Genomic DNA, 21,119 nt, shown 5'->3' on the forward strand with positions numbered 1-21,119 from the left:
CTATAGAAATTCGTCAAAAAACAGCTGTCCATTAGAAATATTTTGATATTTTTCGTGATTTTTTCATGAAAGTTTACGAAGTTATTGCACAATCATTTCAACAGCGTTAAAGTTTAGAAAGGGCGAAAATGTCATAACACGATTTTGGGGGATTGTACTAAGCATTTAGCTTTTGAATGAACGAATGTATTGGTCAGGATTTTGGCACAAAAAACTCCTTGCAAAATCCATGACACCAAAGAGGCATTATGGTCGTAATTGCCTGAATCATCGCGTAAACCGTCATAGGAAGTTACGTAATAAACACAAAGGAGAATTGTATGCCAAAGGCTATAGGTATTGATGCAGGTGGCACATTAACGAAGGTTGCCTATTTAGATCAAAACAATGAACTTGTTTTAACAACCTTTCCGTCTAATGATTTGCAATCTGTGAAATCTTGGATTATTGATCATCCAGATATTGAGGATATTGGTGTTACGGGGGGACGTACAGAACAATTACTTGATGTCATTAAAACAATGAAATCGATTCATTATATAGTGGAATTTGAAGCAACATTAAAGGGTGTCCGATTTTTATTAAATAAAGAAGGGTACTTTTTTGAGCGTAGTATGATTACGAATATTGGAACAGGTACCTCCATTCATTACATGGAAGACAATACCCATATTCGCGTTGGAGGGACAGGCGTTGGTGGTGGGACATTAATAGGTTTGTCAGCGCTTACAACAGGCATTACAGATTATAATGAAATACGAGAAATGGCTGACAATGGCAATCGTGAAAGTATTGATTTATTGGTGAAGGATATATATCAAGGGATGGATACACCAATTGATGGTCATTTAACTGCTAGTAATTTTGGAAAAGTGGGTATAACTCAGTCAATGAAGCATCCCGCTGAAGATATTATTGCGACCGTACAGGGACTTGTTGGTGAAGTCATCACAACACTCAGTATTCAATATGCAGAAGAGAAAAATGTTCAGCATATTGTTTATATTGGTTCAACACTTAGTAATAATGATCATCTTGCCCGAGTAATTGCCAATTATACACGCACAAAGAAACATACACCTGTCTTTATTAACGATCATGGCTTTTCAGGAGCAGTCGGAGCATTGCTTAATATAACGGAATATACAATTGTCTAGAGACAGATGAGAATGAACATGACTAACGTAGATTAGTCATGTTCATTTTTTTTACAATTAGCGAAGAAACTTACCTACATTAAAACGTCTCTAGCTGAACAAATTACATGTAGGAGGTGAAGTTACGTGGGCAAGCGTAATAATCGAAACAACAGTAAAACAATGAATATGAGAACGCATAATCCATTTGGTACCTACAAAAGCAAAGACCTCGATCGCAGTAATAGCAATAATAACAATCCGAATGACAACTTGAACGAAGAGTTTGCAGCAGAATTTGATGCGAAGGCCAAAAATAAAGATAATAAAACGAATCATGATAAAAACCAACAGTCTAATAAAACAAAATAGCGGGGGTATGGAACATGGCAAAAAAGAGTAAAACAAGCTTTAAAAAGAAAAAGAAGGAAGATACACATAAAAAGAATGATCGTGAGGAATATTCAGCAGAATTTAACCAAGTCATTCATAATAATCCTCAACAGCCAAAACAATAAATCAAGTTGCTCCAAATCATTTGGAGCACTTATTTTTTGCATTATTAGCCTCTTCATACAGTAAGGAGAGATGGAAGTGAAAAAATTTATTGTCATGCTTGGACTTCTTTTTGTAAGTCATTCTCTACCGCTTCCTATGTCGACTGCACATGCACAACAAGAAGTGCCTGCCTATGCAAAATGGGGACAACTAGCCATCAAAGAAGTAAAGTCGAAATATCCTACTGCCCAAATTGTAGATTATTTGCATGAAGGCAAAGAAGTACATGGATTGTCAACAATTGAGAAATTTAAGCTTTGGCTCAAGCAACCTGACAAGGAATTTGGTGTCCATGTAAAAATTAGCTATTTAACCGCAACGCAAGAAGTGGAGAAAATTGAATTTCAAGAAAGTTCTTCATAAAAAGAGGATGCCTAATTTTAGGCATCCTTGTACTTTATCCTTCTAGCTTATGAATAAACTCACGCATTAATCCTGGTAAATCTGGCCATGCATGCCCACTTACTAAATTGCCATCTGTATGGAGGTTGGCATCAATATAAGTTGCTCCTGCTACTTGCACCTCTGGCTTGCAGGCAATATAGGCAGTAAGCTCTCGTCCTTTTAACACTTCAGGAATGGTCGCGAAAATTTGTGCTGCGTGACAAACTGCTGCAATCGGTTTGTTCGTTTCAAAGAAGTGGCTCACTAATGCTGGCACATGCTCATTTAAGCGAATATATTCTGGCGCACGCCCACCTGGAAGTATGAGTCCATCAAATTGTGTTGGATCAACATCTGCAAAAGAAGTATGTGCCTCTAAACCATAGGCAGGACGCTCGATGTATGTATCGACGCCTTCGACGAAATCGTGTAATACAGTTTGTAATTTTTTTGCTGAAGGTGCTGCAATTGTGACATCATAGCCTGCTTCTAGACAACGATAATAAGGATAAAAAACCTCTAAAGCCTCTACTGCATCTCCTGCTAATATTAAAACTTTTTTCCCCATCATTCCATCTCCTTTACATAGTGAATCTACTAGCTTTATTCGACACATGCAAAAAATTTCCTGCTAACCTTTCGAAATGACAGACTTTACAAAGAAAAAAAGGAAGCGTATAGTATTTATTTAGCTAGGTAAATAATTTTTTAGGAGGTAGAATCATGAATCCCATATTCCATGCTTTATTCCAAAAAAGCCGGTATTTAACCAACTGCTTAAATGAAGTGTTGAAGCAGCATCAATTATATAGCTCACAATGGACTATTTTATATTGCCTACATAAAAACGGCCCTATGACGTTAACGCAAATTTGGAAATATTTAAATGTAGAAGCGCCAAGTATCACAAGAGCTATTACACGACTTGAGGCGTTAGGCTGGGTCCAACGATTAGATGGAGTGGATAAGCGAGAAAAAATTGTAACCTTAACTGCACAAGCTGTGGAACGTTTACCAGCAATCACAGCAACCATTTTAGCATTTGAGGAAGAAATGGTGGGCTCACTAACTGCCGAGGAACAGCAACAATTTATTAAGTTACTGGAAAAAATGAAAGGTTGATTAACATGCAGCAAGAAGAAAATACACAAATATGGACGAAGCGCTTCATCAGTCTCTTTTTAACAAATATCTCGGTATTTTTTGTTTTTTATGGACTGGTAACGACTTTGCCACTTTATGCCATAGGTGAGCTCCATCAGACAGATAAGGAAGCGGGACTATTATTGTCAGGCTTTTTATTATCAGCCATTATTGTACGTCCGTTTTCAGGGAAACTACTAGATGTATTTGGTAAGAAGAAATTGCTAGTCCTATCGATCGTGGGCTATTTTATTTGTACTGTCTTATATTTATTCGTACATCCATTTGGACTTTTACTAGGTCTTCGCTTTATTCAAGGGATTTTCTTTAGTATTATTACTACAGCTGCAGGGTCATTAGCAGCAGATATTGTTCCCGCTAAACGAAAAGGTGCAGGCTTAGGCTATTTTACAATGTCTACAAATCTAGCTGTCGTAATAGGGCCATTTATTGGCTTACTATTAATACAATACAGCACGTTTAATGTATTATTCATTGTCATGAGTATTTGTATTTTAGCAGGAGGTATTTTAGCATTAACGGTCAATACCGATGATTTACCGAAACCTGACCATGAAGGGAAATTAACCTTTAAATTTAATGATCTATTTGAACGGAAGGCACTCCCGGTAGCAGCAATTGCTAGCTTAGTGGCATTTTCTTATGCAAGTGTCTTATCTTTTTTATCGGTCTATGCACAGCAAAAGGATTTAATGGCTGTAGCTAGTCTCTTTTATGCTGTGTTTGCGGCAGCCATGCTTATTACACGACCATTTACAGGAAAACTCTATGATACAAAGGGACCGCAATTTGTGATTATTCCAGGTATCATTTCTTTTGCCATCGGACTGGTCATGCTCGCATTTGTAGAAGGTCCCGTGTTATTTTTATGTGCAGCCATTTTTGTAGGCTTTGGCTACGGCTCTGTGACGACAAGCTTGCAGGCATTAGCCGTGCAATCAACAGCTATTCAGCGTAGTGGATACGCAACCGCTACTTACTTTACAATGTTTGACCTTGGTATTGCCCTAGGCTCGTATATTTTAGGAATGGTAGCCGTACAAGCAGGCTATGCATCTGTCTATTTATCAGGCGCATGCTTACTTGGCGTTGTCTTTATTATTTATTTAATCCGTTTAGCTAAAATAAAACCAAAAAAAGTGATCAATCTATAAAAAAACAGTTGGGGGAGTCCCAACTGTTTTTTCATGTTGTTGCAATAAGAAATGTTACTAGCAGTAAAAGAACGTTTAGCGAGGCGAGGGGTTGATTTCCGTTCCGCCAGCGTCCTTTCCAGGGCGCGTCCGATGAGCCGCTTCACTCACTTGCGTTCGCTCCAGGGTCTCATCTGTGACGCTATTCCCCTAGGAGTGGCGCTGGCTCCACTCCAATCAACATGCAGCACAAATGTCAATTATTCTAGAAGAGTGGGCACATTTATTTTAACTGTACAACCTTTGCTAAAATTTTGACTTTTTATTATTTCAAACGTCCATATCCTACGAAATGCTTCTTCCAATACGTGCTATTAATGTTGGCTACACTCACACCACTATTACTCGCATTAATCATTTGATTATTACCAATATAAATACCTGCGTGTGAGATGCCTGCCTTATATGTATTTGCAAAAAACACGATATCTCCGATTTGAGGGGTACTTACTTTTTTAGCTGTCTGATAAAAACCGGCAGCGGTTTTGCGTGGAGTTGAAATACCAGCCTGATTAAAGACATAGGTAATATATCCAGAACAGTCAAAGCCTGTACTTGGCTTTGCTCCACCGAAAGTATATTTAACACCGAGTTGCTGTTTAGCTACCTGTAGTAGCTTGGATGTCGTGTTCGATACTGAGGATAGTTGTTTATTGATTGTCAACTTTTGTCCAACATAAATCGTGGAAGACGATAAATGGTTGGCGTTCATTAATGTTTGATAGGAAATACCGTGTTGCGTGGCAATCTTCCATAAAGAATCGCCGGACTGAACGGTATAGGTTGCAGCTGATGCTGATTCTACTGTTGAAAAAAGTACGGATGAGCTTAATGCCAATGCCGCTAACTTCATGCCCCATCTATACTTTTTATTGCTCTTCATGCTTTAATTCCTCCTATAAAGTTACAATTTGATACGAATTTGATTATAACATTGTAGTATTACAGGTGGATGTCAATTAAATAACAATGTGGAGTCGTTTTTAGAGTGAGGTACTGTTTTTTTCTAATTCTCTAGGGCATTCGTAGGGTAGAATTACCAATTGCATGTATGTTCTATCTTGGCAATTTGAAAAATATGCTATCATCAGATGGAACATTTTTGTTGGTATGAAAAGGGAATTGGTGGTCAAATATGGTATAATAGAGAGGTAACTAGATAGAGGTTTCATGGGCGGTTGGCACAATTTTAACCTATCTCATTCAACTTATTGAAGAGAAAGGAGTTGATGCCAATGACTATTTTTGAAGCAATAATGGTTTCTATAAGTTTCTCAACACTTATAGTTTCGGTCATTGCATTGTCATTTACTTTTACACAAAAAAAGTAAACCGCCCCGGCCTCGCAAGCTGTGAGTAGGTTTACTTCTTTTCTCATTGCAAATCGCCTTTGAAGCGATTCATCTTGTTACAAAGGCCATTTGGTGCTGACACACCGAATGGTCTTATTAAATTTATATACTTCTTCACTAAGAATTATAACATGGGTATATGGTGTTTTTCAAATAGTGTAAAATTTAATTCGTTTGGACTTACATAACAAAATGTATTCTTAGACCAATAACCTAGATAGCGGAATGTTAATAGTGAGAGAAAAGGAGAGCTGCATATACAAGCTCTCCATTCAATTTAATGAAGATTCTTCTGTAAAAACGCTTTTGTGCGGTCGTTTTGTGGGTTGGTAAAGAAGTTGTCTGGGTGACCGGTTTCGATAATGTCTCCACCATCCATAAAGACAACCTTGTTGGCTACTTCTTTGGCAAAGCCCATTTCATGAGTGACGACAATCATTGTCATTTGGTCTTCTGCCAAGCTTTTCATGACTTTTAAGACTTCGCCCGTTAGTTCAGGATCTAAGGCAGAAGTTGGTTCATCAAATAATAGTAATTCAGGATTCAACATCAAGGCACGGGCAATTGCAACACGTTGTTTTTGACCACCGGAAAGATTGGCAGGGTAGGCGTTTGCTTTGTCGGAAAGCCCAATTTTTTTCAGCAAATCTAGACAACGGCTCGTAATGGCTTCAGACGACTCAGTTTTTAATAAGCGCGGGGCCATTTCGAGATTTTGCTGAACTGTTAGATGGGGGAATAGGTTAAAGTGTTGAAAGACCATGCCCATTTTAGCTGTTATCGTTTTAATGTCCTGTGGTTTAGCATATTTTCCATTTCGCACAAGATAATCACCATCAACTAAAATACTCCCTCCCTCAATTTCTTCCAAATAAATTAAGCTCCGAAGCATTGTGCTTTTCCCAGATCCCGATGGACCAATGACAGCAATGACATCGTTTTTCTCAACTGTAAATGTAATTTGTTTTAAAACCTCCACCTGATCGAAGGATTTTTTCAAGTTTGTTACTTCCATCAATGCCATTTGTGTCACCTCTATTCAAATTTAAAGCGTTTTTCTAGCCCTTTAAAGAACATTGTTAAGACAAGAGTCATAACTAAGTAAATAGCGCCAGCGATAAAGAAAGGCATAATTGTGAAATCACGATTCACGGCGGTTTGTGCAAAATGCAGTAATTCTGGAACTGCTACTGCATAGAGCAGGGCTGTATCCTTTATGAGTGTAACTGATTCGTTGGATAAAGCTGGTAAAGCAACGCGGAACATTTGTGGCAAAATGACACGTGTTGTTGTGTGCCATTTAGATAAGCCGAGTACCTGTGCTGCCTCATATTGTCCTTTATCAATAGCTAGTAGACCACCACGGAATATTTCTGCGAAGTAGGCAGCATAATTTAAAATAAAGCCGAGACAAGCGGCTACAAATCGATCGAGCACTAAATATTCACCGATTACTGGTAGCATAGGTAAACCGAAACAAATTAATAATAATTGTAGTAAAAGTGGTGTACCACGCATGATATATATATACGTATGTGCAAGCCATGCGAGTGGTTTAATGCGACTTTTTACCGCAAGAGTTAGTAAAAAGCCTAATGGAATCGATACCACAATAGCGATAATAAACAGTAAAACCGTCATTTTCGCACCTTCTAGCATCGGCCATATCATAGTTTGCCAGTAATCCGCCATAACGATGTCCCTCCAAAAAGAGTAAGAGTTTCACTAAGGAAACTCTTACAGATGTTGTATCATGTCCTTACTTTAATACTTTATCTTCACCAAACCATTTTGTTGAAATGTCAGCTGACGTACCGTCCTCATTCATTTTGTCTAATGCGGCCTGTAGTTTTTCCAACAATGCTTCATTGCCTGGCTTCACACCAATTCCGTATTGTTCAGGTGCCAGTGATTCCTCTAATAATTTGAATGTATCAGGCTCCTGTGTCATGTAATATTCTGCAACAACAGCATCAATGACAACGGCATCAATACGGCCTGTTTTTAAATCGGATAAAGCTAAAACGTTATCTGCAAACTCTGTAATTTGTTTTACTTCTTTGTGAATTGGGTGACCGTTTAATGCATCGGATGCAGAAGAAAGGGATTGAATTCCGACTTCTTGTCCAGCTAGATCACTTAGTTTAGAAATCTTTAAATCTGCTTTTGTCATAACAACTTGAGCGTTTTCGAGATAAGGCTTTGTAAATAATACTTTTTCTTTGCGCTCATCTGTAATGGTATAACCGTTCCAAATTAAATCAATACGTCCACTGAGTAATTCAGCCTCTTTTGTTTTCCAATCGATTGGTTGGAATTCTGCTTCGACACCCATATGATCAGCCGCTGCTCGTGCTAAATCAATATCGAACCCAACGATGTCATTTTTATCATCTCGGAAGCCCATAGGTGCAAATTTATCGTCAATACCAATAATAATCTTTTCTTGATCAGCAGTTGTTTCGTCTTTTCCTGCTTTGTTATCTTTCGATGAACCACATGCTGCTAAAACAATGACTGCTGTTAGCATCATGAATAAAGTTATTATACGTTTCATTCGTGTTTCCCCCTATAATCTATCACTTTCACTTGCTAAACTACTAATGTGTTAAAGGATATCACCGTGTTTAATCAATGTCAATATCGTTTTGGATTAATCAGAAAATTAGCTGCATGTTCTAGCATTTTTTATAAAAAAGTTGACATTCATAAAAAACGTGAATTGGGGGATAGTAATTATTTGAGTAAACGGGAAAAAGAAAAGGGGACTGATCATGAAGGACAGTCCCCTGAAATGGTGTTAGCTATTTTTGCTTTGGATCGCTTTTCGTGCTAATGCATCAGCTGCTTTGTTTTGTGAATCAGGCACCCATTTGATAAAGAATAAATCAAAGTTTGTGGAGAGTGCTAAAGCTTTTTCTAAATAAGGTTTAAATTCCTCATTTTTGACATATTCTTTTTCCATAGAAGCAACTACAATTTTGGAATCGGAGCGTACGGATACAAGGGAAGAGCCTAGTTTTTGCGCTTCTTCAAGTCCGCGTACTAATGCTGTAAATTCGGCGATATGGTTGTTCGTTTCACCGATATATTCACTAATTTGGATATGATGGCCTTCCCCTTTAATAAAAAGTCCAATACCACTTGGACCAGGATTTCCTGCACTGGCAGCATCGATATAAACTTCTAACATAACATCCCTACTTTGCAATGTGTCTTCCCTCTAATTGTACAACAAGGAGGGGAATCATTGCCCGTAAAAAATGGAACAAACAAAATAGTTGCTTGTTCAAATCGAACGCTTCATAATAGTAGGAAGTGAATTTTGGACGTGGAAGGAGCGAGAGTTCAACATGGATAAAGTGACGGTTATGAAGGATATTGACGAACTGCATGATACGTATTGTGCGGATTGCTTAGTCATCAAGCAATTGCGTAAAGAACGTGGTAAACCAGGGGCTCATCGTTTCTGTATTGAGGCCTGTTCAGTTGGAGAAAAGCTACAGTTTTTAGGAGAAGAGCTTCTGAAAGTTTATAGTAAATAAGATTACATGCACATTAGAAAAAGCTACATGTTTTAGCAATACGCTAAACATGTAGCTTCTTTAATTGTACGTTTATTTCGTTTCAGCATAGCTGCTTAAATCTTGGTAATACTTTGTCAGAGAAGAAGCAGAAATATCAAATGTCGCGGCGATTTCTTTAACTGTCATCGAAAGGGACTCGAACAGCTCCTTTTCCTGACCATAGCGAATGGCACCAGCTGCAATAGCTGCTTCTTTGCGTGCAGTTGGTTGACCTTCAATTAGATAGTCCTCTAATAGCTCAAGTATCGGTGCTGTTTCACGATCATTTTGCTCTAAGAAGTCCTTCACTTGTGTTAGGACATTGCTCTCAAAGTTTGTGAATTCCTCACCTTTATAGCCATTGGATACAAGTAACTCCCAGAAGGCAAGATGCTCTTCTTTTAAGAATGTACCAACCTTCTTGTCTGATGCTTCAAATTTTTTCTTGAATTCTTCAAATACTTTCGCATGATCTTCAGGGAAGAAAATCAATGTAGACACAGCTAAATAATGTGTCGATTTATTTGTTCCGTCTGGTAAGATAAAGGCAAATACATGCATACCTTCAGGAATTGGTTTGTCATTTTCACGACGAATATATAGCTCTTCATTTGTAAGGGAATGATTAGCTTTGAAATATTTTTCTTCAACAACAGATACTGTACCGATAAATAAAGTCGGCTGAGACCAGTTTTCAAGTACTTTAACTGTAGAAGGTCTTACAGCCTTTTTCTTTGTTTTCTTTAAGTAGCTTTTCCAAATAGATGGCTCTTGATGGAAGAAAAAGTCGTCTAACGCGATAGCTTCAATCAGCTCACGCTGTAAAACGCTCTCTAATTTAGGCTGCCATGTGCCCACATGCTCGATATAAGCACGAACATCTTTACGATCAGGATATTCTAAGTAAAATGTTTGTAGCACACGCTCTAGTTCTTCGATTTGTACTGTTTCCACTGTTACTTGCTGTTTGCCTTCACAACATTTTTTATATTTTTTGCCGCTACCGCATGGGCATGGATCATTACGTTTTACCATAATTAGAACACTTCCTTTAATCATTGTTAATCGTATATTGCTAAATAATTTGCGTACTATTAATAATAACGGTACTTTTGTATGAAGAAAAATGATTGTCTATTTTGAAATATCTAAAAAATGTAGAGGGACGCCCTGATTCTAGTATATGTATGGATTTTTCTACTTAGAACTAAAAAAGAAAACGATCTGCACTTTTAAAGCGCAGTATCGTTTTCTATTGAATCTATTGCTGTTGTACCGCTTCTATTTCTAGTGTGAGGCGTTCAAGCTCATCAATTAAATGACCAATATAGGCAATGGTATCACGAAGCGGTTGGTCTGTTGTGATATCAACACCTGCCATTTGTGCCAACTCTACGGGAGATTTTGTTCCACCGGCCTGTAACACAGCTAGCCATTCTTGGACTGCTGTATCTCCCTCTTTTAAAATACGTTGAGATACTTGTGTAGATATCGTTAAACCAGCACTATATGTGTATGGGTAAAGGCCCATATAATAGTGAGGCTGACGCATCCATGTAAGTTCAGCACCTTCAGTAATATCGACTGTGTCACCCCAGAAGTCTTCTAAAACTGAGCGTTTTAAGTTATTTAAAATGGTTGCATTGACAGCTTCACCAGCATCCACTAATTCATACACTTTACGTTGATATGCGGCTTCTAGTAAATGTGTAACAAAGTTATGATAATACGTTTTTGAAACAATGTTTGAAATCACCCAGCGCTTAAAGCGTAGATCATCATTATGTGTGAGTAAATAATTGGCTAACAGCATTTCATTCATAGTCGACGGTGCTTCAATAAAATAAAGGGAAGGTCGGCTGTTAAGATAAGATTGGTGTTCATACGTATTTGCGAAATGGCCAGCATGCCCTAGCTCATGAACAAGCGTAAAGACTTCGTTCATGCGTTCATTCCATGACATTAAAATATAGGGGTGGCTACCATACGGACTTGAACAGAATGCTCCTGTTGATTTTCCTTTGTTGGGCGCATAGTCAATCCAGCGCTCATTAAAGGCTCTATCCATTAATTGATTATAATCATCACCCATCACTGCTAATGCTTTATCAACATATTCTTTGGCCTCAGCCATTGATAATTTTGGGTCATAATCTGGATCAAGCGCAATTTTTAAATCCGCAAAGGTCATATGGTCGATGCCACTGGCTTTTTGAATTAATGTGGCATAACGACGCATATGCGGAGCAAGCTCTTTCGTAATCAAATCGATTTGACGATTATAAAGTGAACGGTCCACATCTTGGTCAAATAGTAAATAATCAATGACAGAGTCAAAGCCTCGCAGGTCAGCCATTGTTTTTTCTTGTTGAATATGCGTGTTATACACTTGTGCTGTTGTATGCTGGTAATCACGGAGCTTACTTGAAAAGGCCTTAAAGGCAGCACGGCGTAAATCTGTATTGGCTTCAAATTCCCAGTCATTTTCGTATAAGACAAAACTTAGTGGATGTTTTTCGCCATTTGCTTCAAATTCGCCAAAGTTCATATCCACTAATTTTGTCGTATTGTATGTTTCGTATGGAGCATCAAATGTGGCACTAAATGCTGCAAGTGCTTTTTCGACCTCTGGATGAAGCTGGTGAGGTTTATGCTTTAACAGTTCCTCTAGATAACGTTTGTAAAGAGGGCTTGATGCAGCTGCTTCCTGTAAAATTGCTTCATCCAACGCCAGTAATTCTGAGCGTACGAACGATAGGGCACTGCTGACTTTCCCGATAGCAGTACTAAATTTCGCAGCACGCATTTGTGCTACATCATTTGTACGATCTGTTTCGAGGCTTAAGCTTGCATATGTGCCAATCGGAACAAACCTCTTTTGTAGCTCTTCAAAAGCAGATAACACGTCAATTACTTTTTGTGCATCTGTAATGGTACCTTTATACTGCTGCTCAAAGTGAAGTGCATCGTCAACCAGTTGCGCTAAAGTAGGTTCAAAATCAGCATCATTTTTTAGTAAATCTGTTAAATCCCATGTTTCTTCTACTGCAACATCTTTTCTTAATGGTAAAACTTCCATTTATGAACACCCCTTTACATGTAAGTGATTTCATTATAACGAAACTATTTCGGAAAGTGAAATAATTTAATAGAATAGTTGAAATATTCTTGCGGAAGGTCAATTCTTATGAAGAATGTTTGAAATATTGTCGGGCGGGAACAATGTGTGTATAGCCAACATAAGTTGTAACGCATACTAAGGGCTAGAACAATTGACACATTGGAGGAGAAATACATTATGACACAAAACTTAAACAAACAATTAAATAAGCTAGTGGCTACATGGTCTGTCCTTTATACGAAGCTGCACAATTATCATTGGTATGTTAAAGGGCACGCGTTCTTTACACTGCATGCAAAATTTGAAGAATTGTATAATGAAACAACGCTGAATTTAGATGAAATAGCAGAACGTATTCTTTCAAAGGATGGCAAGCCTGTGGCAACATTAAAAGAACATCTAGAGCTATCCTATGTGGAGGAAGCGACAGGAAATGAGACAACAGAGGAAATGGTAGCAACGACAATTTCGGATTTCCAAAAGCTAATGAAAGCATTAAATTCCGCTATGGAGCTAGCCGCTGAAGAAGGGGACGATCGTACAGAGGATTTACTTAATGCGATGTATCAATCCCTTGAAAAGCATACTTGGATGTTAAAAGCCTTCCTAGACAAATAAATAACGTAGTAAGAAAGAGCATGTTGGAGAATTACTCTCCAGCATGCTTTTTTTGTTTTGAGCCACCACATGACAAATAAATAACAGGGTTTAAAGCATCATAACAATTATTACAGTTTGGTAAAACGTGTTTGTTTGTGTTCTGTACGGGTATTTACCTAGTAAGCCATATAAATTAGGAGGAATTGAACATGATGAATGAACAAAACCCAAAAATTGAGGTGGCCCATACGAGAAATGAAATGCTTCACATTTTAGAAAGTATGCGGTTAGAAGGTTACCAACAAGAGGATATCCATATTATTGCGAAAGATCCGCAACAGTTTGAGGACGTAAAATGGGACGCTGATGTCCAAACGCATGAAGCGGGTAATTGGGTAGACCAATTCAAATCTTGGTTTACAGGTGACTCAGCTGTTACAGAGGGCTTAAAACGATTTAATCTATCCGAGGGACAAATCGCTTATTATTCGCATCTTGTTGAGCAAGGGAGTATTGTCTTGTATGCGGAACATGATGATGATCTGGATACACTACAAACACATCCAGAGACAGCTGCTGAACAAGAGGAGCGCTTAAGAAATCAAGAGCGTATGATCGAGGCCGAGCAATATAGAAGATTTTTATAAAGTGAAAAACAGAGTGATTTCAATTGATCACTCTGTTTTTTTGTTGTAGAAAAAAGAACGAAAAGAGGCGTTGATTTCCATTCGCCTGCTTTCTTTCAAGGGAGCTGATGAGCTACTATCCACTTTCCTTACATACTAGCGGTTGTGAGCAAAAATAGCTGAATGTTCTCCAAAGAAAAAAGAGTGATCACGGGGACCACTCTTTCTATTGTATAACTTTTTCTTGTGCATCCTTTTTGATATAACGCAATACGTGAAAATGCTCTAATTGGGCAACTAAATTACCGATTAGAATAAAGCTACCACCAATGACTAATTTCATCGTTAGGCCCTCACCAATAAACATCATGGCGAACATGGCTGCAAAAATAGGCTCTAAAGAAAAAATGAGACCTGTATGTGTAGCAGATGTGTACTGTTGTGCAACAGTTTGGCCGACAAAACAGAACGCACTACAAATGATTCCAAGACCTAAAATCGCAATCCAAGATGTCGTTGAATCTGGCAACGTTGGTGTTTCTAATATGAATGTTAAAATTAGTGCATAAAGTCCAGCGAAACCTAGTTGGTAAATACCATATGAAATCGATTCGACATTTCGTGTAAAGGAGCTATTTAAAAGTAAATAAATTGAATAACATAATGCTGCAATTGCTACTAATAGGTCACCCTTTTGAAAGGTGAACGAGCCATGTGCTGTTAATACTGTAATACCAATCATCGTGCAAATAACGGCAAAGCTAACCGCTCTCGATGGTAATTTTTTTTCAATGAAACTACTGAAAATCGGCACTAATACAACAGTTAGGCTTAAAATAAAGCCAGCATTTGAAGCGGAGGTAGACTGTAGACCAAATAAACTTAACGCGAACACAATGAATAATAAAAATCCTTGAATAGCCGCATATTTTAATGTTTTACCATTTACCTTGATCATCCGTTTATAAAAAATAAGTCCTGCTACGAAGAATGCGATGATACAACGTAATGCCACCACATTATAAACTGCCAATGTTTCAAGCCCCATGACCATAAAGGTATAAGATAGTCCCCAAAACATTGTGACAATAACCATCAATACATTTGCTTTTCCTTGGATACTCATTATGTTCACCTACCATCTGTGTACTAAAACAGTTTTTATACTAAAAATTACTATATATCTTGTATTGTGATTAGTAAAACGAATGTTTATAATGAATAGGATTAAAAAATTTCATGTACATAGAGGGATGGCGAATGAGCTTAGTAAAATATGAGATTTTAACAAAGGTAGCAGAAGTAGCAAGTTTTACAAAAGCAGCGGATGCACTAGGGTTAACACAGTCTGCAGTGAGTCATGCCGTATCGAGTTTAGAAAAAGAATTTGGCTTTGCCCTTATTCACCGTAGTCGTGTAGGTGTCACACTAACAAGTGAAGGACAGACAATGCTTAGGGCGATGCGACAGGTCTTGGACGCACAGGAGTTATTGCAGCAGGAAGCAGCGCATATTCTCGGCGTTACACGAGGTAAGGTACGTATTGGTGTTATTTCAAGTATTTCTTCGAATTGGATGCCTGAAATTATTCAGATTATGGATCATCAATTTCCTGGGATACAAGTGGAGTTACGTGAAGGGGATTATTACGAAATTGAACAATGGCTTCTAAGTGGTGAAGTCGAGGCAGGATTCCTGAATGGGCAAAAGTCGGAACAGTATCAATTTATGGAATTACAGCAAGACCCTTTATTATGTATTGTTTCTCATAAAAGTCCATTATTTCATAAGACAGAAATTGATATTGTGGACCTAGAGGATATGCCTTTTATCATGACTTCTTACAAAGGGACAAATGATGTAAAAGTGCTGTTAGAACAATATCATGTAAAGCCCAATATACGCTTTGAGCTTTCTGAGGAAGTAGGAATTCTATCTATGATTTCACACCATTTAGGGATTAGTATTTTACCCCAGTTGGTCATTCAAAATTTACCGCCAACATTGAAAGCGATTCCATTAAAGCAAGGTGGCTACCGAACGATTGGTATTGCCATGAAACACCATGCTTCACCCGTGACAAAGAAATTTGCTGAAATATTAAGTGCATGGTTAAAAGAGCAAAACAGCTCCCTTCCATCGTAGCTATTGAAGCAAATCGTACCATTACGTTAAAATAGTATTTGTATATATTTTAGAAACTAGGTGAGTGTATGGGGACATTACTAGGCAAAACCGTACTCATTACAAGTGGGGGAACACTTGAAAAATGGGATCGTGTACGAGGGCACACGAATTTATCGAAGGGGACAATGGGCTGTTATTTAGCAGAGGCAGCACTGGCTGCTGGTGCGACTGTCATATACATGCATGGTTACTTTGCCCAGCTCCCAGAAAACGAAGATAAAATGACATTGGTTAAATTTGAAGGCATTGAGGATTTAGGAGAAAAAGTTCGTCATGCTGTCCAACAACAACAAGTCGATATCGTCATTATGGCTGCTGCTGGCTCCGATTGGGTCATAGACAAAGTGTATGATCAATCAGGGAATTTAATGGAGGAAGCGGGCAAAATGCCTTCTGACGAACCACCGATTATTCATTTTAAAAAGGCACCAAAAGTTTTAGGTCAAATCAAAGGCTGGCAACCAAATGTAACGTTAGTAGGCTTTAAGCTGGAAGCGACGAATGATGAGGAATTTTTGCTTGCTCGTGCAAAACTACGCATGGAAACAGCCAATGCACAATTTATGGTAGCTAACAGCTCACAATCTTTATATGGTGGGGACGAGCCTCATTGGATTGTGCCTGCTGAAGGGCAGCCGATCAAGGTGATGGGTAAGCAACAGACAGCTCAAGCTCTAATGGACTGTTTACAGGGGGATTAAAAGGAGAACTGTGGAGAGGGTTTACTTCTGCACAGTTTTTTTGTTGTGAAAAATTGGATCTTCGTATATTATTTACTTAACGGTCGGTAAAAAAAGGAGGCCCTTATGGGAAATAGAGAACAAACCTTTCAAAAAATTTTAGAAGTTGCCTATGTGATGTTTGCAGAAAAAGGATTTGAGAAAACGAGCTTAGCTATGATTGCAGCAGAGGTCGGCATATCAAAACCAGCTATTTATTACTATTTTCAATCAAAGGATCAATTAATTTCTTTTTTGTTTGAGGAACTTTATAAAGAAATTCAATATGATATCGTTGTTGATTACAAGGAGCTATCTCCAAGCAATTTCATTGAGAAATTACTGAAGATTGGCTATAAGTCAATTGATGAACAGGACAAAGATCCTTATTTTAATAAAATATTTAGTCAGTATTTGTTATTAGCCGCTCGCGACGACCACTACATGCAACAGTTATTAGAGCTTCAATCAGATTATTTAGCAAGATTTTATGATATTTTACAATACGCAGTGCAACTAGAGGTGCTAGATGAAAATGCCAACATAGAAGCGAAAGCCCACATGTTAGCCATGCTCTATGATAATATTGGCAATTTTATGTTAACTGGTAGTCAATTGAACTATAAGGCTATTTGGAGGGAGGCAGTACATAGCGTCATTCAAGGGGGAAAAGATGAATAAGCAACTTGGTCATCGTCGTATTGAGGGCTTAGATTTTGCAAGAGCATTAGCAATGTTAGGTATGTTTATTGTAAACTTTGGCGTTATTTCAGGTTCAACTGCCAATGGTTCACAATGGCTCATTCAATTGCAAAGTCTTTTTGAGGGGCGCGCCTCTGCACTATTTGTCATTCTAGCAGGAATAGGGACTGCGCTGATGACGCGGAAAGCAAGGGAAGCAAAGGACCCAATTCTTATTCGCCAAAGTAAGTTAACTTTATGGAAGCGAGCTCTTTTTTTGTTTGTTGTTGGGATGGTTTTATATGTGGTCGGATGGACGGGAGATATTTTACATTATTACGGTGTTTATATGTTTCTTGCAGCTTTGTTGATAGCAACTTCAAAGAAAACCATGCTTTTTACAATTAGTGCGGTGATAATCGTTTCCCAATGGCTACAAATCCAATTCAATTATCTAGTTGGGTGGCATCCAAAATATATTTTATTAGAGTATATAGATTTTTGGACGGTAGAAGGTTTTATGAGAAATTTACTGTTTAATGGCTACCATCCCGTTTTTCCATGGATATCTTTTTTTCTCATTGGGATGATTGTAGGTACCTTAGATTTAACCAATAGGGCATTAAGAAAGAAATTAGTTACGGTAGGTATCTTGTTAGGAGTGATTATAGAAATTTTTTCAAAGGTGATTATTCACTTCTCGACAAAATATTTCTTAGATCATGATAGTGCGTTGTATTTATTTGATACAGGACCGATTCCACCAAATATAATGTATGTTCTATCAAATTCGGCTTCGGCTATTGTGATAATAGTAGGTTGTATGTATTTTGTAGAAACTTTCAAAAATAAAGTAATAGAAGCAATCATTAAAACGGGTCAATTGTCCTTAACACACTATGTTGGCCATGTCTTTATTGGCATCACTGTGTTAGAAGTTTTCGATTTATCGAATAATCTAACAGTCGTTTTTTCAATGCTCTATGCATGTTGTTATTTTTTAGGCTGTGTGTTTTTTTCGATATGGTGGAGGACTATCCATCAACGAGGTCCACTTGAACTCATTTTGAGAAAATGGTCCAATTAAAAAGTTTGAGAGTAGTCATCTATTTACTACTGATTTGGCATAAAATACATTTATATCGACTCATACAAATGTAGAAGATTGATATTACAAAGTATTCAGCTAGGTTTTCTAATATTTTATATTGACATTCGTATAGTAGAATTATAGAATTATTGTCAAGAAACGCAGTACTCTTATCAAGAGAGGTGGAGGGACTTGGCCCAACGAAGCCTCGGCAACCGAAAAGTTAGGTGCCAAATCCAACAGATGGTATCTGAGAGATAGGAGGGGCTATCAATCAGTTTGATGCGTTGGCCTCTTTTGTACAACAAGAATGAAAAAGAAGGGGTGTATCGTATGGCTCAATCAGTAAAGGTAGATGATAAAAAATTAGAGGCAATTGCCAAGGCAATTCAAAATCTTGAATTTGGTGAAGTGCATATTACGATCCAAGATGGTGTTATTGTGCAAATTAATAGGCTTGAAAAACAGAGATTTCCGCAGAAAAAATAACATTGATTTCAGTTGAACGATGTCAAAAGGCCACCAATAAGCATGAAGGATTTCCTTTGCTTACAAGTGGCCCTTTTTTTGTCTAAAAAATTAACTATAAAAGCTTTTTGGTATTTGCCCAATATGACGGCGATGGTATAGTAACGGTTCTTTTTGCCCGTTTGTAATGTCTTGCACATGCCCAATAAAAATGGTATGGTCGCCAGCATCTATTTGCTGAAACGTTTTACATTGTAAAATAGCTGCTGTATCATGTAAAATCGGTAGACCTAAAGATGAAGTGGACCACTGTGCCTGTGCAAAACGATCAGGGATTTTACTGGCAAATAGTGTACATAAATGTTCTTGGTCGCTTGCTAAAATATTGACCGCGAAATGAGAAGCATTCGTAAAATAAGAATGAAGCTGAGAATTTTTATCGAGTGACCACAAAATAAGGAGCGGGTCGATTGAAACAGATGCAAAGGAATTGACGGTTAAGCCTATAGGTTTTGTTTCATGACTTGTTGTGACAACTGTAACGCCTGTAGGGTAATTACCTAATGCCAATTTAAAAGCAGCTACTTGATCTGTCATTCAAATATCACCTCTTTATTAATATAAATTAGTTCACGGAGTAAGTAGGTAAAATGAACTTTTTTTTCATATCCTACTAGTAACTCCTTTTCTTGAGTAAATTTTAAACCAATTAAACATACAGGTAAAGGTAATGGGGAAAGAAAGGGGAATTGCCATGACTTTATATTTTGATCACCTGGTTCACCAAGTGGAATCACCAGAAAATATAAAGGTTTTCTTCAATAAACGAAATGTCCACACAGTGAATGGTGGGCAGCACACGATGTGGGGGACTTATAATACGTTAAGCTACTTTGGCTTAAGCTATATTGAACAAATTGCTATCTATGATCGTGATTTATTTGAGCAGGCAGCACAATACCCATATTCCTTACATTATACGTTTAAACGTGATCAAGAGCGCCAAGGATTTTCACGAATTGCCTTGCGTACCCAAAAAATTGAGGAAGAGGGTCAACGCTTACGAGCATTAGGTTATGATGTATATGGGCCGGATGCTTGCAGTCGAACAAGACCTGATGGCACTATTGTGAAGTGGAAGCTTCTCCATTTTGGCAAACCAGATCTTCTCATTGATTTTCCATTTTTAATTGAATGGGCAGAGGAAGATGAGGAACGTCTGTCACAATTAGTGACAAGCGGTGCTATTGATACAAAACAAGCGATTACAATGGAATCAATCCAATTGTATGTCAAGGATTTACAGAGAACAGTTCGTTTATGGCAGGAGGTATTGCAGCTACCAGAGCCTGTGCAACATGAGCAGTTCATCTCGTTACAGCTCCCGAATATGCGATTGGATTTTTATGAGGAAGAGGTTGCAGTAGCTATGACACTTGGTCATATAAAAGAAGGGCCATTTGGTGTGACATTAAAAGATCCTCATCGAACAAAGGAAACATTAGTATGTCCTGGCGCTTTTTATTGGATTAATCGATAATTACAAGATCCACTTCATATGCTGAAGTGGATTCAGACTGTAGACAAACTCGATGAATTTTGAGTTTGCCTACAGTCTTTTTTCTTTTACAATGAAATAAAGCTAAGCTATTGATTTCCACAATGGACGGACGCTTTCCGCGGGTGAGGTCGAGCTGCTTCCCTCGCTTCGCTCAGTCCAGGATCTCGACTTTTCCGCTTTTCCCGCAGGAGTGCCGCCCTTCGTTCCGCAGTTTTCTTAGAGCTTTTTTGAAATTATTTCAAGTGTAATTCCCTTTTGTCATGCTATATGCTTCACATACTTAGTATCAAATTTGCAAAGGGCCACCATTGGTAATAAAAAAAGCGGATGAAGGAATATTTCATTCCTGCTCCGCTGTCCATTTGGAACTAAGCTAATAGTCCATTACCGTTATAATTTCACAACATTTGATGCTTGAGGTCCACGATTACCCTCTACCACATCAAATGATACCTTTTGACCTTCTTCAAGTGTACGGAAGCCTTCCTCCTGGATGCCCGTAAAATGTACAAATACATCTTCTCCATCATCACATTCAATAAAGCCATAACCCTTTTCATTATTGAACCACTTTACGATCCCCTGTTGCATAAGCATTCGCCTCCAATGCGCTTGAATGTAAAATAAAGTTAAATAAGTTGTGCTCTCATTGAGAAAATGTGAAAAAATTGCATTTTCTCTTAGAACATACATGAATTGAACAAAGATGTCAA

The 21,119-nt window shown here is 37.9% G+C and carries 27 protein-coding genes and 1 riboswitch; of the genes, 15 read left to right on the plus strand and 12 right to left on the minus strand.

From position 1 onward, the window contains the following. Positions 1–320: 320 nt before the first annotated feature. From coaW to MKY49_RS07785, 4 genes are all read left to right on the plus strand, one after another. Positions 321–1,157 (plus strand): type II pantothenate kinase, encoded by an 837-nt coding sequence (gene coaW, locus MKY49_RS07770; protein WP_341385905.1) that lies wholly within the window; start codon positions 321–323, stop codon positions 1,155–1,157. Between the two features lie 126 nt (positions 1,158–1,283). Next, positions 1,284–1,508 (plus strand): hypothetical protein, encoded by a 225-nt coding sequence (locus MKY49_RS07775; RefSeq protein ID WP_274796539.1) that lies wholly within the window; start codon positions 1,284–1,286, stop codon positions 1,506–1,508. A gap of 14 nt (positions 1,509–1,522) precedes the next feature. Continuing rightward, positions 1,523–1,654, plus strand: a complete 132-nt coding sequence (locus MKY49_RS07780; RefSeq protein WP_274796540.1) for a hypothetical protein — start codon at positions 1,523–1,525, stop codon at positions 1,652–1,654. A gap of 76 nt (positions 1,655–1,730) precedes the next feature. Beyond that, positions 1,731–2,057, plus strand: a complete 327-nt coding sequence (locus MKY49_RS07785; RefSeq protein ID WP_312507114.1) for a DUF3889 domain-containing protein — start codon at positions 1,731–1,733, stop codon at positions 2,055–2,057. 34 nt (positions 2,058–2,091) lie between these two features. Here MKY49_RS07785 and MKY49_RS07790 read toward each other — a convergent pair whose 3' ends face one another. Beyond that, positions 2,092–2,646, minus strand: a complete 555-nt coding sequence (locus MKY49_RS07790) for a DJ-1/PfpI family protein (RefSeq protein WP_274796542.1) — start codon at positions 2,644–2,646, stop codon at positions 2,092–2,094. A 155-nt stretch (positions 2,647–2,801) separates the two neighbouring features. Here MKY49_RS07790 and MKY49_RS07795 point away from each other — a divergent pair, with 155 nt between their 5' ends. Together MKY49_RS07795 and MKY49_RS07800 are read left to right on the plus strand one after the other, a co-directional pair. Then, on the plus strand, positions 2,802–3,200 hold the full coding sequence (locus tag MKY49_RS07795) for a MarR family winged helix-turn-helix transcriptional regulator (protein WP_274796544.1): 399 nt from the start codon (positions 2,802–2,804) through the stop codon (positions 3,198–3,200). Positions 3,201–3,205: 5 nt separating this feature from the next. After that, complete coding sequence (locus tag MKY49_RS07800) at positions 3,206–4,396, plus strand: MFS transporter (RefSeq protein WP_313471437.1); 1,191 nt, start codon at positions 3,206–3,208, stop codon at positions 4,394–4,396. A 304-nt stretch (positions 4,397–4,700) separates the two neighbouring features. Here the strand turns inward: MKY49_RS07800 and MKY49_RS07805 are convergent, their stop codons facing one another. From MKY49_RS07805 to MKY49_RS07830, 6 genes are all read right to left on the minus strand, one after another. Next, positions 4,701–5,318 carry a C40 family peptidase gene (locus tag MKY49_RS07805; RefSeq protein ID WP_341385906.1) on the minus strand — a complete coding sequence of 206 codons (618 nt, stop codon included), beginning with the start codon at positions 5,316–5,318 and terminating at the stop codon, positions 4,701–4,703. Between the two features lie 306 nt (positions 5,319–5,624). Next, positions 5,625–5,813, minus strand: a complete 189-nt coding sequence (locus MKY49_RS07810; RefSeq protein ID WP_274796548.1) for a hypothetical protein — start codon at positions 5,811–5,813, stop codon at positions 5,625–5,627. Between the two features lie 251 nt (positions 5,814–6,064). Beyond that, the gene (locus MKY49_RS07815; protein WP_341385907.1) at positions 6,065–6,811 is read right to left on the minus strand and encodes an amino acid ABC transporter ATP-binding protein; all 747 of its coding nucleotides are present in this window, start codon (positions 6,809–6,811) and stop codon (positions 6,065–6,067) included. Positions 6,812–6,822: 11 nt separating this feature from the next. Next, positions 6,823–7,479, minus strand: a complete 657-nt coding sequence (locus MKY49_RS07820) for an amino acid ABC transporter permease (RefSeq protein ID WP_274796551.1) — start codon at positions 7,477–7,479, stop codon at positions 6,823–6,825. A gap of 67 nt (positions 7,480–7,546) precedes the next feature. Further along, entirely contained in the window at positions 7,547–8,344 is a 798-nt protein-coding gene (locus MKY49_RS07825; RefSeq protein WP_341385908.1) for an amino acid ABC transporter substrate-binding protein, read from the minus strand. 243 nt (positions 8,345–8,587) lie between these two features. Next, positions 8,588–8,980, minus strand: coding sequence for a ribonuclease HI family protein (locus MKY49_RS07830; protein ID WP_274796553.1), 393 nt, complete (start codon positions 8,978–8,980; stop codon positions 8,588–8,590). 160 nt (positions 8,981–9,140) lie between these two features. Here MKY49_RS07830 and MKY49_RS07835 point away from each other — a divergent pair, with 160 nt between their 5' ends. Further along, on the plus strand, positions 9,141–9,332 hold the full coding sequence (locus MKY49_RS07835) for a zinc-finger domain-containing protein (RefSeq protein WP_274796554.1): 192 nt from the start codon (positions 9,141–9,143) through the stop codon (positions 9,330–9,332). A gap of 72 nt (positions 9,333–9,404) precedes the next feature. Here MKY49_RS07835 and MKY49_RS07840 read toward each other — a convergent pair whose 3' ends face one another. Both MKY49_RS07840 and pepF read right to left on the minus strand, forming a co-directional pair. Beyond that, positions 9,405–10,388 (minus strand): SEC-C domain-containing protein, encoded by a 984-nt coding sequence (locus MKY49_RS07840; protein ID WP_322605701.1) that lies wholly within the window; start codon positions 10,386–10,388, stop codon positions 9,405–9,407. Positions 10,389–10,614: 226 nt separating this feature from the next. Next, a complete protein-coding gene (pepF, locus tag MKY49_RS07845; protein ID WP_274796556.1) occupies positions 10,615–12,432 on the minus strand; it encodes an oligoendopeptidase F in 1,818 nt (605 codons plus the stop codon). Positions 12,433–12,651: 219 nt separating this feature from the next. On the opposite strand from pepF, the gene MKY49_RS07850 reads away from it, so the two are divergent. Then, entirely contained in the window at positions 12,652–13,092 is a 441-nt protein-coding gene (locus MKY49_RS07850; RefSeq protein ID WP_274796558.1) for a Dps family protein, read from the plus strand. 191 nt (positions 13,093–13,283) lie between these two features. Further along, positions 13,284–13,721, plus strand: coding sequence for a general stress protein (locus tag MKY49_RS07855; RefSeq protein ID WP_274796559.1), 438 nt, complete (start codon positions 13,284–13,286; stop codon positions 13,719–13,721). Between the two features lie 205 nt (positions 13,722–13,926). On the opposite strand, the gene MKY49_RS07860 is transcribed toward MKY49_RS07855, so the two are convergent. Continuing rightward, on the minus strand, positions 13,927–14,826 hold the full coding sequence (locus MKY49_RS07860; protein ID WP_274796560.1) for a DMT family transporter: 900 nt from the start codon (positions 14,824–14,826) through the stop codon (positions 13,927–13,929). A gap of 134 nt (positions 14,827–14,960) precedes the next feature. Here MKY49_RS07860 and MKY49_RS07865 point away from each other — a divergent pair, with 134 nt between their 5' ends. The 5 genes from MKY49_RS07865 to MKY49_RS07885 all read left to right on the plus strand — a co-directional run bounded on the left by MKY49_RS07865 (position 14,961) and on the right by MKY49_RS07885 (position 18,866). Further along, positions 14,961–15,845: a LysR family transcriptional regulator gene (locus MKY49_RS07865; protein WP_274796561.1), complete on the plus strand. Its 885-nt coding sequence runs from the start codon at positions 14,961–14,963 to the stop codon at positions 15,843–15,845. Between the two features lie 68 nt (positions 15,846–15,913). Continuing rightward, complete coding sequence (locus MKY49_RS07870) at positions 15,914–16,588, plus strand: phosphopantothenoylcysteine decarboxylase domain-containing protein (protein WP_274796562.1); 675 nt, start codon at positions 15,914–15,916, stop codon at positions 16,586–16,588. A gap of 105 nt (positions 16,589–16,693) precedes the next feature. Then, entirely contained in the window at positions 16,694–17,287 is a 594-nt protein-coding gene (locus MKY49_RS07875; protein ID WP_313470645.1) for a TetR/AcrR family transcriptional regulator, read from the plus strand. After that, complete coding sequence (locus MKY49_RS07880; RefSeq protein ID WP_341385909.1) at positions 17,280–18,374, plus strand: DUF418 domain-containing protein; 1,095 nt, start codon at positions 17,280–17,282, stop codon at positions 18,372–18,374. Before MKY49_RS07875 ends, MKY49_RS07880 begins: the two co-directional genes overlap by 8 nt. 170 nt (positions 18,375–18,544) lie before the next feature. Continuing rightward, a riboswitch (SAM riboswitch) is annotated at positions 18,545–18,641 on the plus strand. 69 nt (positions 18,642–18,710) lie between these two features. Continuing rightward, the gene (locus MKY49_RS07885) at positions 18,711–18,866 is read left to right on the plus strand and encodes a YezD family protein (protein ID WP_004269393.1); all 156 of its coding nucleotides are present in this window, start codon (positions 18,711–18,713) and stop codon (positions 18,864–18,866) included. Between the two features lie 90 nt (positions 18,867–18,956). Here the strand turns inward: MKY49_RS07885 and MKY49_RS07890 are convergent, their stop codons facing one another. Next, on the minus strand, positions 18,957–19,442 hold the full coding sequence (locus MKY49_RS07890) for a flavin reductase family protein (RefSeq protein ID WP_274796565.1): 486 nt from the start codon (positions 19,440–19,442) through the stop codon (positions 18,957–18,959). A gap of 157 nt (positions 19,443–19,599) precedes the next feature. Between MKY49_RS07890 and MKY49_RS07895 the strand changes: the two genes are divergently transcribed. Beyond that, a complete protein-coding gene (locus MKY49_RS07895; RefSeq protein ID WP_341385910.1) occupies positions 19,600–20,385 on the plus strand; it encodes a VOC family protein in 786 nt (261 codons plus the stop codon). Positions 20,386–20,796: 411 nt separating this feature from the next. Here the strand turns inward: MKY49_RS07895 and MKY49_RS07900 are convergent, their stop codons facing one another. Beyond that, on the minus strand, positions 20,797–20,997 hold the full coding sequence (locus tag MKY49_RS07900) for a cold-shock protein (RefSeq protein WP_004269397.1): 201 nt from the start codon (positions 20,995–20,997) through the stop codon (positions 20,797–20,799). Between the last annotated feature and the right edge of the window lie 122 nt (positions 20,998–21,119).

The organism is Lysinibacillus sp. FSL M8-0134 (assembly GCF_038069745.1).
Classification (GTDB): domain Bacteria; phylum Bacillota; class Bacilli; order Bacillales_A; family Planococcaceae; genus Lysinibacillus; species Lysinibacillus irui.

Excerpts from the sequence above, each read along its gene's own strand:
- MKY49_RS07795 (WP_274796544.1), top strand. The coding sequence starts at position 2,802 with ATGAATCCCATATTCCATGCTTTATTCCAAAAAAGCCGGTATTTAACC.
- MKY49_RS07855 (WP_274796559.1), top strand. The coding sequence starts at position 13,284 with ATGATGAATGAACAAAACCCAAAAATTGAGGTGGCCCATACGAGAAAT.
- pepF (WP_274796556.1), bottom strand. The coding sequence starts at position 12,432 with ATGGAAGTTTTACCATTAAGAAAAGATGTTGCAGTAGAAGAAACATGG.
- MKY49_RS07890 (WP_274796565.1), bottom strand. The coding sequence starts at position 19,442 with ATGACAGATCAAGTAGCTGCTTTTAAATTGGCATTAGGTAATTACCCT.
- MKY49_RS07780 (WP_274796540.1), top strand. The coding sequence starts at position 1,523 with ATGGCAAAAAAGAGTAAAACAAGCTTTAAAAAGAAAAAGAAGGAAGAT.
- MKY49_RS07900 (WP_004269397.1), bottom strand. The coding sequence starts at position 20,997 with ATGCAACAGGGGATCGTAAAGTGGTTCAATAATGAAAAGGGTTATGGC.
- MKY49_RS07840 (WP_322605701.1), bottom strand. The coding sequence starts at position 10,388 with ATGGTAAAACGTAATGATCCATGCCCATGCGGTAGCGGCAAAAAATAT.
- MKY49_RS07815 (WP_341385907.1), bottom strand. The coding sequence starts at position 6,811 with ATGGCATTGATGGAAGTAACAAACTTGAAAAAATCCTTCGATCAGGTG.
- MKY49_RS07820 (WP_274796551.1), bottom strand. The coding sequence starts at position 7,479 with ATGGCGGATTACTGGCAAACTATGATATGGCCGATGCTAGAAGGTGCG.
- MKY49_RS07880 (WP_341385909.1), top strand. The coding sequence starts at position 17,280 with ATGAATAAGCAACTTGGTCATCGTCGTATTGAGGGCTTAGATTTTGCA.
- MKY49_RS07875 (WP_313470645.1), top strand. The coding sequence starts at position 16,694 with ATGGGAAATAGAGAACAAACCTTTCAAAAAATTTTAGAAGTTGCCTAT.
- coaW (WP_341385905.1), top strand. The coding sequence starts at position 321 with ATGCCAAAGGCTATAGGTATTGATGCAGGTGGCACATTAACGAAGGTT.
- MKY49_RS07810 (WP_274796548.1), bottom strand. The coding sequence starts at position 5,813 with ATGAGAAAAGAAGTAAACCTACTCACAGCTTGCGAGGCCGGGGCGGTT.
- MKY49_RS07805 (WP_341385906.1), bottom strand. The coding sequence starts at position 5,318 with ATGAAGAGCAATAAAAAGTATAGATGGGGCATGAAGTTAGCGGCATTG.
- MKY49_RS07800 (WP_313471437.1), top strand. The coding sequence starts at position 3,206 with ATGCAGCAAGAAGAAAATACACAAATATGGACGAAGCGCTTCATCAGT.
- MKY49_RS07850 (WP_274796558.1), top strand. The coding sequence starts at position 12,652 with ATGACACAAAACTTAAACAAACAATTAAATAAGCTAGTGGCTACATGG.
- MKY49_RS07870 (WP_274796562.1), top strand. The coding sequence starts at position 15,914 with ATGGGGACATTACTAGGCAAAACCGTACTCATTACAAGTGGGGGAACA.
- MKY49_RS07865 (WP_274796561.1), top strand. The coding sequence starts at position 14,961 with ATGAGCTTAGTAAAATATGAGATTTTAACAAAGGTAGCAGAAGTAGCA.
- MKY49_RS07790 (WP_274796542.1), bottom strand. The coding sequence starts at position 2,646 with ATGGGGAAAAAAGTTTTAATATTAGCAGGAGATGCAGTAGAGGCTTTA.
- MKY49_RS07885 (WP_004269393.1), top strand. The coding sequence starts at position 18,711 with ATGGCTCAATCAGTAAAGGTAGATGATAAAAAATTAGAGGCAATTGCC.
- MKY49_RS07895 (WP_341385910.1), top strand. The coding sequence starts at position 19,600 with ATGACTTTATATTTTGATCACCTGGTTCACCAAGTGGAATCACCAGAA.
- MKY49_RS07830 (WP_274796553.1), bottom strand. The coding sequence starts at position 8,980 with ATGTTAGAAGTTTATATCGATGCTGCCAGTGCAGGAAATCCTGGTCCA.
- MKY49_RS07825 (WP_341385908.1), bottom strand. The coding sequence starts at position 8,344 with ATGAAACGTATAATAACTTTATTCATGATGCTAACAGCAGTCATTGTT.
- MKY49_RS07860 (WP_274796560.1), bottom strand. The coding sequence starts at position 14,826 with ATGAGTATCCAAGGAAAAGCAAATGTATTGATGGTTATTGTCACAATG.
- MKY49_RS07835 (WP_274796554.1), top strand. The coding sequence starts at position 9,141 with ATGGATAAAGTGACGGTTATGAAGGATATTGACGAACTGCATGATACG.